General features: G+C 57.5%; 9 protein-coding genes and 1 pseudogene. 5 read left to right on the top strand and 5 right to left on the bottom strand.

The window, feature by feature from the left end; translation table 11 throughout:
• Both BSF40_RS21230 and BSF40_RS21225 read left to right on the top strand, forming a co-directional pair.
• Positions 1 to 230 (top strand): annotated as a pseudogene (locus tag BSF40_RS21230) (calcium-binding protein); the annotation flags it as partial.
• Between the two features lie 50 nt (positions 231 to 280).
• Positions 281 to 988 carry a hypothetical protein gene (locus BSF40_RS21225; RefSeq protein WP_371918109.1) on the top strand — a complete coding sequence of 236 codons (708 nt, stop codon included), beginning with the start codon at positions 281 to 283 and terminating at the stop codon, positions 986 to 988.
• 132 nt (positions 989 to 1,120) lie between these two features.
• On the opposite strand, the gene BSF40_RS21220 is transcribed toward BSF40_RS21225, so the two are convergent.
• From BSF40_RS21220 to BSF40_RS21200, 5 genes are all read right to left on the bottom strand, one after another.
• A complete protein-coding gene (locus BSF40_RS21220) occupies positions 1,121 to 1,579 on the bottom strand; it encodes a glycine zipper 2TM domain-containing protein (RefSeq protein ID WP_007976931.1) in 459 nt (152 codons plus the stop codon).
• Positions 1,580 to 1,593: 14 nt separating this feature from the next.
• The gene (locus BSF40_RS21215; RefSeq protein ID WP_095966596.1) at positions 1,594 to 2,022 is read right to left on the bottom strand and encodes a hypothetical protein; all 429 of its coding nucleotides are present in this window, start codon (positions 2,020 to 2,022) and stop codon (positions 1,594 to 1,596) included.
• A 28-nt stretch (positions 2,023 to 2,050) separates the two neighbouring features.
• Complete coding sequence (locus BSF40_RS21210; protein ID WP_095966595.1) at positions 2,051 to 2,728, bottom strand: DUF3313 domain-containing protein; 678 nt, start codon at positions 2,726 to 2,728, stop codon at positions 2,051 to 2,053.
• A 47-nt stretch (positions 2,729 to 2,775) separates the two neighbouring features.
• Positions 2,776 to 4,044, bottom strand: a complete 1,269-nt coding sequence (locus BSF40_RS21205) for an OmpP1/FadL family transporter (protein WP_095966594.1) — start codon at positions 4,042 to 4,044, stop codon at positions 2,776 to 2,778.
• 238 nt (positions 4,045 to 4,282) lie between these two features.
• A complete protein-coding gene (locus BSF40_RS21200) occupies positions 4,283 to 6,319 on the bottom strand; it encodes an alkyl/aryl-sulfatase (RefSeq protein ID WP_095966593.1) in 2,037 nt (678 codons plus the stop codon).
• Positions 6,320 to 6,472: 153 nt separating this feature from the next.
• Between BSF40_RS21200 and BSF40_RS21195 the strand changes: the two genes are divergently transcribed.
• The 3 genes from BSF40_RS21195 to BSF40_RS21185 all read left to right on the top strand — a co-directional run bounded on the left by BSF40_RS21195 (position 6,473) and on the right by BSF40_RS21185 (position 10,039).
• Positions 6,473 to 7,432, top strand: a complete 960-nt coding sequence (locus BSF40_RS21195; protein WP_095966592.1) for a LysR family transcriptional regulator — start codon at positions 6,473 to 6,475, stop codon at positions 7,430 to 7,432.
• Between the two features lie 165 nt (positions 7,433 to 7,597).
• Complete coding sequence (locus tag BSF40_RS21190; protein ID WP_095966591.1) at positions 7,598 to 8,044, top strand: hypothetical protein; 447 nt, start codon at positions 7,598 to 7,600, stop codon at positions 8,042 to 8,044.
• 282 nt (positions 8,045 to 8,326) lie between these two features.
• Positions 8,327 to 10,039 carry an arylsulfatase gene (locus tag BSF40_RS21185; RefSeq protein ID WP_172435733.1) on the top strand — a complete coding sequence of 571 codons (1,713 nt, stop codon included), beginning with the start codon at positions 8,327 to 8,329 and terminating at the stop codon, positions 10,037 to 10,039.
• Positions 10,040 to 10,119: the final 80 nt, after the last annotated feature.

The raw sequence follows: 10,119 nt of genomic DNA, 5'->3' as shown, positions 1-10,119 counted from the left end.
CCGCGGGTTTCGGCAACGATACGATCCTGAACTTCGGAGCCAATGCGGCCGCAGGGCAGGACCTGCTCAATATCGCGGAGTTCGGGATCACCAGCGCGACGTTCGCTGCCAACGTGACCATCACGGCTAACGGGGCAGACACGGTGGTAGGGATCGGGGCTGACACCATTCAGCTTGTCGGTGTCAACAGCGCGGCCGTTGATCAGACGGACTTCATCCTGGCCACTTGAGGTCCTGGCCAGTACTGTCGCAAGGAGCGTGGACCACGGAGGGGAGGGCAATGGATGCCCTCCCTTTTTCCTTCCACTCAAAGACCCATCGTGAATCGGGGTGCCAGCAGCGTACTGGAGCTCAACAAAGCAGGCTGGAACCGAGCTGCGAAATCAAAAAATGGAAAAGGGGACACCAGGTCGTGAACATTTCTGCCATCTGCATCTTGAGCAGCCTACTGGTTTCGGCCGCGGCATCTGCTACCGGGGCCGCTTCGGTCTTCGACCTGGACTTCACCAGGTCAGCCATGGAAACGCTGGAAAAACTGGATATCAACGACGCTTGTATTATCTCCGTCTCAAGTCCTGCTGCGTTTACCTTTTGCCGAAAAGGATCGTCAACACTCTGGAAGTATCAGATGCTGGATCTGGAGCAACAGGCGGCGATCCAGATGGGGCAAAAGCGCTCTTCGACCGACTATCAGCGAATTACCGTTGTGCAACTCAATAGCGTTGCCTGCGAACAGGATCACCTTGCAACCTTGGCTAAACCGGCTATCAGGCGTGGGCTTGCCCTTGGCCTGATCACCCTGTTTCTGTTGGTCGGCCTGCGGTATACCTACCAGGCAATCAGGCATGGTTATTACGTACAGGTCGGTGTTGCGAAGCCCGGTTTGCAGCGATTGAGCGAATCCGGATTACCGCAAAATTCAACGGTCATGGCGTTGGTCGCGTGGGGTATGGCGGCAGCAACGGCATTTGTCTACTTCGGCTTTTGAGTCTGGGGCGAAACGTATTCACTCAGCATGATAATGCTCGCATGAAAGGTGACGATCTTGCTGGTGCAGGTTCAATCCGGACCTGCAGCCATGATTTTCCGCCTATGGGGTTTACCGCTCAAGGCGAGGCCACTACCCACCCTGTGGCAGCACCCGGGCATTATTTCCCGAGCCTTCGATGTAAACGTTCATGCCTTTGCTCAGGGCCGGATTGATCGGCTGGGTCACCGATACCAGCACGCCACTTTTCACCCGAACGATGACCTGTTGCGCGGCGACCGGCTGATCGTACTTTTTCTTCTCTGCGTAATTGCCTCCCACCGCACCGGCGAGTGCGCCGGCAACCATCGCAACGTCGCGCCCGGTGCCACTGCCGATCAGGCTACCGATGCCGAGACCGCCGAGACCACCAAGGACGGCGCCGACGCCACTGTCGTGATTGGTCTGCATCTGCGTCAGCGATATCTGCTCGATCTTGCCCGAGCGAATCTCCATTTCACCGGCACCACCATCGTTCGACCCCACGGCGGAACAGGCACTGATCAAGACAGTCGCCAACGTGACCGTCAGCCAGGACAGGATTGCTTTCATAGCTGTGCACCTCGTCATTGGTATTTGATGGCAATGCCTTTGAGCTTGCGGCCCTGGATCGTATCGATGTCGCGGTTCCACAGAGGACCGGTCACGTAAGCGGCGACGGGTTGGATCCGGTCATAAACCACCACCACCGCGTCTGCACCCAGTTTGGCGCCTTCTTCACGCAGCTTCTGTTCGACCTGGGTGATGGGAGGCGCGGGGTCGACACTGGCATCGATCAGGATTTCGCCCAAACGCACACTGGGGCGCGTCGGTTCCGTGCGTAATATCTGGACTTCGGCGGGTAGGGTCGGAGCAGGGTGCTCGACCCCGACGTAGGCGGTCGTCTGGGCATCCACCGTTGCGCAAGCGCTTAATGCAAGCGCGCTGGCGATGAGCGTTGCGACGATTAAAGGTCTGTGCATGTTTGTGAGTCGAAGCAATGTATGGGACGCCATGTCAGCTATTCCTCTACGGGGAAGCGATTCAACTGCGGATGAATGCCCAGAGATCGACGTTCAACCTGTCGATCGCCGCCTTGAAGTCCTGGGCGGTGATTTTCTGGGTTTCGTTGGACAACTGCTTGCCGAACACCTTGCGCACGACCCTGGCCACGGTCTGGTTGTCTTTCGCGTCGATGAGCTCGGCCTCGATGTACAGCTCGGTGTCCTGATCGCGGTGACCGGTGGCCGCCTGTGTCGCTCCGACGACAGCGGCGATGGGCACCACTTCATACCATTTCATGCCTTCGTTGGAGGCGCTCACGCCGGTAATCGCGGCGCGCAGGATCAAGGTTTTCGAACCTTTTGGCGCGGCACTCGTGTGGTGGACCATCCGGTATTTCTGCCCCAGCGTCGCCTTGACCCTGCGGCTCATGTAGTCCCGGATGTCATCGAGTGTCTGCTGGTTGACCCGCTCATCGGGTTTGGGCGCCGGATACAGTTCCAGTCGCTCGAACGCTACCGTGTCATAGGCATTGGGGTTCCACGATGGACTCACCCAGCGCATCGCCGTGCCGCCGCTGGGCGTGGTGACCTCCTGCAGGTTGTCGTAGTTGGACAGGTAGCCGGAGTACTGTGCCTGTTCAGTGACTTTGGAGGTACAACCACCGAGCAGAAGCCCGGCCACGGCGGCACCGACAAGCAGGTTTCGGGACAGATTCATTTTGCTGTGTGCTCCTCGGATGAAGTCGCTTTGGTGTGGCATGACACTCAAAAGCGCCAGGTCATGTTTCCGCTCAGGGCTTGAATCCAGGCATTGTCGAATTGACCGGAAATTCGATTGCCCGAAACGTTTCTGGTCTGGTCAACCGGCATGTCGCCAATCCAGATCATGGCCCAACTGACGTTGACGTCGGTGTCCTTGTCCAGCGCATAGGTGGCTCCTGTCGCAAGGCGCCAGGACTCGGCCATCGGTACGGTCACGGTGCGGTTGCTGTCCGACACGGCGCTGCTGTCGTACGCCACGCCGACGTTCCACAACCATTGCGGGGTCGCCTGGTATTGCGCGCCGAGCGACAGGTGCCAGGTGTCCTTGAAATGTGCGTCGACAGTGGTTGATCGGGCGCCGAGCGCCGTGGTGTCGACCTGCACCGCGATGTCGCCGAATTCCGACCAGTCCTGCCAGTTGACCGAGGCCAGCAAGGCCCATTGCCGGTCCAGTTGCTGGAACAGGCTCAGGGTGACGGTTTGCGGCACCTTCACATCGAGTTCGGTTTTGGTGTTGTTGACGCGCTCGAGCAGTCGGCCATCGCCATTCACGTCCAGCTTGTCCTCGAAGTCCAGATCGACCTGGCTGGTGTAGGTCAGGCCAATGCGCGTGCCGGCTTGCGGGGCGTAGATGACGCCGACATTCGCACCGAAGCCCCAATCCTGGTCCTTGTACTTGAATTGGCCGTCGGTGCGGTCGGTAAAGCCGAACGGCGAGCGGTCAATCGCGGTCTGGGCTTGCAGCATGCCGTACATGGCCTTGACGCCCAGACCCACCGACCATTGCTCGTTGAAGCGGTAAGCCACGCTGGGCACCAACGACAAACCACCCAGGCTGGCGTTCTGTGCGAAGTAGCGCCCGGACCAGTCGTTGTCATAATTGACCGCCAGACCGAAATCGGCGTATTGACCGAAGCCGACGCTCCAGTGGTCGTCCAGTTCATGGCTGATGAAAAAACTGCCGCCGGGGATCGGGTCGAGGGCATTGCCACTGCCGCTGCCCGGCACGTTGGTGTCGGCATCGCGGTCGAAGCTCAAATCGCCGTACAGCACCTGCAAGCCGGCGGTGATTTGCGTGCCGGGCAGGTAGCTCAGGCCCGCGGGGTTGCTGGCAATGGTCGAGGGGCCTTGGGCGCGGGCAGCGGCACCGGCATTGGCCAGGCCAGCGTTATCGGTGCCGATTTCGTAAAGCATGAGGCCGCCGGCCCAGGCTTGCTGGCTGCATAGGGCCAATAACGTTAAGGCAGGTATTGCTCCTGATCTGGTTTGCATGGATTAGATCCCGGCAAGTGTACATTTTCGAAATAAGGGTAATAACAATCGTCGAGAAACTTTAACTGCATTGAACCAGCACGGGTCGATCACACATAAGTGGTAGTTCATATTCTCGATTTTGGAAGGAACAACTTGTGAATAGCGCCATCCATGCTCGTTATTGTTTATTCAGGGTCGCGAAGTAGAGCGCCACAGCGCTTCACCCCGGTGCAGGATGAAGCGCAGCCCTTGTTGATTACTGTTGGGTGCCTGGCAGTAGTTCAAAGGTCGGGGTAAACGGGGTGATCGCCGCCATCAACAGTTCGAACGGTTTACGATCGCCCTCGAAAGTGGCTTTGCCGGATGCAACAAGTTGATCAAAGCTGGTTTTCCTGGCCATCACACCTTCAAGGTCAGCACGGTCAAGCGTGATGGTGAGGTCGGGTTTGCCGGCTTGTTGCCCCTTGATATTGGTCAGCGTCGAGTTGCTCAACTCCACGACAAACTGCTCGCCGTTATCGGGTGTCTTGAGGTTGAAGATGAAGTGCTGGTTCGCGACTTTGCTGCCATCCAGGGCAATGCCGAGGTATTCGAGCCATAACTCGGTGCTCATGCCGCGGATCATGTCCGCACCACCCGTTTTTGGCGGCACACCCTTGGGCATGCCATGGCGCAGTTCATAGGCTGCCGAGAGGAAACTATTGCGCACGCCAGCACTTTCTTTCTGATAACCGACTTGCTCATAGACATCCGCGAGCAAGTCCTTGGCCTTGCTGTTCTGCGGTTCGGCATACACCAGCTTGTTGAGGATCTCATAGGCTTCGCGGTACTTGCCCTGATCGAACAAGGATTGACCCTTGGCCATGATCTTGTCGGCGCCGCCCATCATTTCCACATACAGCGGCGCCGAATCTTTCGGCGACAGCGGCATCAACGTTGCCGGATTGGCATCCCAGTAACCCAGGTAGCGGTTGATCACGGCGCGACTGTTGTGCTCTTCCGAGCCGTGGTAGCTATGGGTCGCCCAGTTGTTTTTCAGGCTTTCGGGCAATTTGTAGACGTTTTGAATCTCGTTGATGGTGACGCCCTGGTTGGCGGCATGCAGCACGGCGTTGTTCAGGTTGGCATAGGCATCACGTTGCGCGCGCATCACATCCTGAATCCGCTCATTGCCCCAGCGTGGCCAACTGTGGGAGGCGAACATGACGTCTGCCGTCTGACCGTAGCGATACAGGGCATTGTTGATGTTCTTCGACCAGACCAGCGGGTCGCGGACGAGGGCGCCGCGCAGGGTATAGATGTTATGGATGGTGCCGGTGATGTTTTCGGCTGCCCAGAAGGCCTTGAATTGTGGAAACCAGGTATTCATCTCAGCGGGCGCTTCAGTGCCTGGCGTACTCTGGAACTCCATCTCCACACCGTCGATGGTCAGGGTTTCGAAATCTTTGGTAATGAAGCGATTAGGTTCGATCAGGCCCATGTTGCCACTGGAAGCGTTTTTACCAATGGCCATGTCGACATGACCATAGGGGCTGTGGGGCAACAGCAAACCATATTGCAAGAACGCCCGCCGGTTCATGGCGTTGCCGGCGTAGACGTTTTCAGCCACGGCATGCTCCATGAAACCTTGCGGCGCAATCAGCGGGATCTTGCCGCTGCGCACATCGGCCTCGTCGACCACGCCGCGGATTCCGCCAAAGTGATCGGCATGGGAGTGGGAGATCACCACCGCCACGACCGGGCGCTTGCCCAGTTTTTCGTTGATGAAGTCCAGGGCGGCCCTGGCGGTTTCCTTCGACAGCAGCGTGTCGAAGACAATCCAGCCGGTGTCGCCCTTGATGAACGTGATATTGGCCAGGTCAAACCCGCGCACCTGGTAGATCTTGTCCGGAACGACTTCATAGAGGCCATAGGCCGTATTGAGCACCGCCTGACGCTGCAGCGACGGATTGATGCTGTCGTAATCCTTGCCTTCATTCAGGAAGTTGTAGCTGCCCATGTTCCACGCGACGTTTCCGGCGTCGGCCATGATCTTCTTGTAGGGCGGTGCGGCGATGAAGCCTTTTTTCGCTTCTTCAAGGTCGCGCTTGTCTGCAAAGGGGAGTGTCTTGCGCACAGTGTTCTGCAGGTCGACCGTGTAGGACGAAGGCGCCTTGCCCTTGCTGTCGAAGTGCACGTTTTGCGATGGAGCCGGATCGGAAGCTGCGCCGTTTGCATCGGCAGCGAAAACGCAAGGGCTGATGCCACCGCCAAGTGTGATCGCCAGTGCCAGATGGAGGGTCTTGTTGTACATGAAAGGTTCCTGCGCCAGATGAAGTGTCCAAGGGCGTCAAGGCAACGCGAGTGTTCTGCGTTCTCGGCTTGACCTGTCGAACCATGAATAGCATATTGAGTTAATTCCGAAAAATTCCGTTTTAAAGGCTTTCGATAACATAAAGGTTATGAAATGACGCCGAACCGCCTACGTCAGTTTTTGGCATTGATCGAGCACGCACACTTTGGCCGAGCGGCAAAGGCGCTGGGTGTTTCCCAGCCGGCGCTGAGCAAAAGCATCCAGTTGCTGGAGCGCGAACTCGGGGTCACGTTGTTCGATCGACGCACCGATGGCGTTGTATTGACTGCATTTGGTCATTTGCTTCGGGAGAAAAGTCAGCGCCTGCTGGTGGCAGAACAGGATCTGCGGCGTGACATTGCCTTGCTGGCGGGCGGGGATATCGGCGCACTGAAAGTCGCTTTCGGTCCTTACCCCAGCATCATCAGCGGCTACGCCGGCATCGCGCGGATGCATGCCCGGCATCCGCAAATCAAGGTGACGGCCCATGTGGCCGGGTGGCGGGAGGTGGCGCATCAGGTCACAACTGGCGTGGTGGATCTGGGCATCGCTGAAATCAGTACGTTGCAAGGCCGGGAAGAGCTCACCTGCGAGCTGTTGGGGGAGCATGAAGGCCGCCTGTTCTGTCGCCCGGACCATCCGCTGCTTGGGCAAGACCGTCCTCTGACATTGGCACAAACACTTGATTACCCCTGGGTGGCCTCGCGCATTCCCTTGCGATTGGCGACCCACTTGCTTCCGGCAACGCTGGGTTGCGCCGGTGCCTATGATCCGCTGAGCGGAGACTTCGTACCGGCCATCGAAATTGATGTCCCCATGCAAATCGTGAAGTTCGTCGAGAACAGCAACGCCCTGGCGCTGGGGAATCTGTCGACGTTCGAGCGCGAATTGTCGGCGGGAGAAATCGCGCCGTTACCCGTTCAGGACCTCGCACTGCGTACCCGGTACGGCTTCATTTACCTCAAGGAGCGTTCGCTGCCACCCGCGGTAGAGGTGTTCATGAAAGAAGTGAGGGCAGTGGAGGCCGACGTTTGCCAGCGCGAAAGTCTGTTGGTCAAGATCATGGAGGCGTGAAAGCCAGGGACAGATGACACTGTCAGCGTTTCTTCTATTTTTTTGCCTGATCGCCGGGTGACAGGTGCGAAGTTTTCCAATGCGGATTTATTGAGGTACAGCCCATTTATTAATGAGCTATACCCAATGTTCCCCCATGCACTTCTTCCACTTTTGGAGGTTGTTATGAATACCCGCATCGTTCCACTCGCGCTACTCATGGCAGGTCTTTTCGGTTGCAGCACGGCTTCGAACCACTCAATGAATCTGCCTCTGGCGGCCACCCACCGCAATGCGGGCCAGACGGGCAACGCCACCCTGACAGCCGAAGGCAGCCAGACCAATTTTGATTTCTATATCACTGGCGTTCCGACCGGAACCCTCCTGCCGCCGCGCATTTACACCTTCATCAACAAAGGCAGCTGTCAGCAACCCGGCCCTGTCGCCTATGCGATGAACGATAAGGTCAATACAAAAAATGAAGCCGGGTCCAACGGTTGGAGCTTTTACCGTAATGCGCCTATCGCAACGTCAGAGTTGCTTTCCGGACAATATTCCATCGTCGTGCGTACAGCACCTGAAGATGGCAGCGTCGATATTTTCTGCGGCGATGTCGCGCAGGTAAAGCGATGAAATGATGTGATCCATGAAGGGGCGGCTTTGTGGCCGGCTCCTTGTAAATGCGCGTCTATACTCACCATCCGGTTAGTGGTAGGGCTGAATTCTGGGTATGCAAATGACTGGAGCCAAACACCATTGCGGTCAAAGCTCAACATATTTAAGGAAGCCGCACCCGTGACGGATGACCGTCAGCATTAAGGATGGGGCAGTTGAAGTTTTTGAGCCTTGAGAGATGAGAGCACGACGTATCCGAGATGGGTAGTTATGTGAATCAACTGGAAGAGGATCAAGTTCATGAAACTGAGAAAACTTGTACTGACGGGACTGGCGTTAAGCAGTCTTGCCGGTACTGCCAGCCTGTCGACAGTGACTCAAGCGGCCGACAAGAAACCCAACATCATGTTCATCATGGCCGATGACATCGGCTGGATGCAGCCGAGCATCTATCACCAGGGCCTGGCGGTGGGTGAAACGCCGAATATCGATCGCATCGCCCAGGAAGGCGCGAAATTCATGACCTACTACGCCGAGCAGAGTTGTACGGCGGGGCGCAATGCTTTTTTTACCGGGATGCACCCGCTGCGAACCGGCATGATCCCACCGCAATTGCCCGGCAGCCCTTCATGGCTGCGCCCTGGTACCCCGACACTGTCCAAGTTCCTGCTGGATCTGGGCTATAACACGGGCGAATTTGGCAAGAACCACCTGGGTGACAATTTTGAGGCACTACCGACTTCCCACGGCTTCCAGGAATTCTGGGGTTACCTCTATCACCTCGATGCGATGCAGGGCGTGAGTTTTGTCGATATCAACAAGACGCCGCAGGTGCAGGGCATCGCCCCACCCTGCAAGGCCACACCGATCAATGGGCTGCCGGATGTACCTGGCGCCATCGATCCGCGGGAAGGTACCTGCCTGACGCCACCTCGTCCGGTCATGTCCTGCGTCTCCAGCGACGGTACGCAGAAGAACACCACGTGCAAGGACGAAGGGCCGCTGACGCTGGAACGCTCGAAGTCCGTGGATGAAGAAATCTCTGCCAAGGTCATCGACTTCCTCGACCGCAACGATCCGAAGAAGACCAACAAGCCCTTCTTCGTCTGGTACAACCCGGCGCGCATGCACATCACCACGGTGCTGCCACCCAAGTATGACGCCATGGTCGGTGAGCCCGGCGGAAAAGACTGGGGCACCAACGAAGCAGGCATGAAGCAACTGGACGACAATATTGGTTATGTCCTGAAGAAACTCGAGGACATGGGCCAACTGGACAACACCATAGTCGTCTTCACCACCGACAACGGTGCGGAAACCATTACCTTTCCGGACGGCGGTACAACCCCGTTCAAAGGCGGCAAGTTGACCACCTGGGAGGGTGGCATGCGCGCTCCGCTGGTCATTCGCTGGCCCGGGATGATCAAGCCTGGCACGGTCCTGACCGATATCTTCGCCTCCCTCGACTGGGTACCGACCCTGGTCAATATCGCTGGCGGCAAGAAGGGTAATGAGCTCAATGAGCAGATCATGGCGGGCAATTACCCCGGCATCGTCAAGACCAAGCTCGATGGCGTGGATCAGACGGACTACCTGACCGGCAAGTCCGACAAGTCGGCGCGCGACACCTTCTTCTACTACACCGGCTCGCAACCTTCGGCGGTGCGCTACAAGAACTGGAAGATGTACTACACCATAGTGCCGGATACCGCGACGGGCGGGTTGTATGGCGCGACCACTTTCCACTGGACCCAACTGCTGAACCTCAAGCGCGACCCCTTTGAAACAACCGTTGGTGCCGACGCCAAGTCCATCTCGGGCTATGCCGGTGCCTTGGGCTCAGCGGGTAACGCCTATATCTACAACTGGAACATGCTGCCGATCGGACAGTTGCTCTGGGAGAAGGAGCTGATGTCGTACAAGGATTTCCCGCCCATGCAGGCGCCGGAAACCTACAACCTGGACGGCATCCTCAAAGCCATGCGGCAGAGTGGTCATAACGGACACGATTAACCTCGTGGCTGGTGAGCTGCCATAAACGACGGGCGCCCCAGAAAGGCGCCCGTTTTCTGACTGCATGAGGACGTTGCTGT

The organism is Pseudomonas sp. ACN5, from assembly GCF_002303975.1.
Taxonomy (GTDB): Bacteria; Pseudomonadota; Gammaproteobacteria; order Pseudomonadales; family Pseudomonadaceae; genus Aquipseudomonas; species Aquipseudomonas laurylsulfatiphila.
Note: the sequence above shows the minus strand (reverse complement) of the source record. Positions and strands in the feature narration are given on the sequence as shown.

Excerpts from the sequence above, each read along its gene's own strand:
- BSF40_RS21210 (WP_095966595.1), bottom strand. The coding sequence starts at position 2,728 with ATGAATCTGTCCCGAAACCTGCTTGTCGGTGCCGCCGTGGCCGGGCTT.
- BSF40_RS21200 (WP_095966593.1), bottom strand. The coding sequence starts at position 6,319 with ATGTACAACAAGACCCTCCATCTGGCACTGGCGATCACACTTGGCGGT.
- BSF40_RS21195 (WP_095966592.1), top strand. The coding sequence starts at position 6,473 with ATGACGCCGAACCGCCTACGTCAGTTTTTGGCATTGATCGAGCACGCA.
- BSF40_RS21215 (WP_095966596.1), bottom strand. The coding sequence starts at position 2,022 with ATGGCGTCCCATACATTGCTTCGACTCACAAACATGCACAGACCTTTA.
- BSF40_RS21220 (WP_007976931.1), bottom strand. The coding sequence starts at position 1,579 with ATGAAAGCAATCCTGTCCTGGCTGACGGTCACGTTGGCGACTGTCTTG.
- BSF40_RS21205 (WP_095966594.1), bottom strand. The coding sequence starts at position 4,044 with ATGCAAACCAGATCAGGAGCAATACCTGCCTTAACGTTATTGGCCCTA.
- BSF40_RS21185 (WP_172435733.1), top strand. The coding sequence starts at position 8,327 with ATGAAACTGAGAAAACTTGTACTGACGGGACTGGCGTTAAGCAGTCTT.
- BSF40_RS21190 (WP_095966591.1), top strand. The coding sequence starts at position 7,598 with ATGAATACCCGCATCGTTCCACTCGCGCTACTCATGGCAGGTCTTTTC.
- BSF40_RS21225 (WP_371918109.1), top strand. The coding sequence starts at position 281 with ATGGATGCCCTCCCTTTTTCCTTCCACTCAAAGACCCATCGTGAATCG.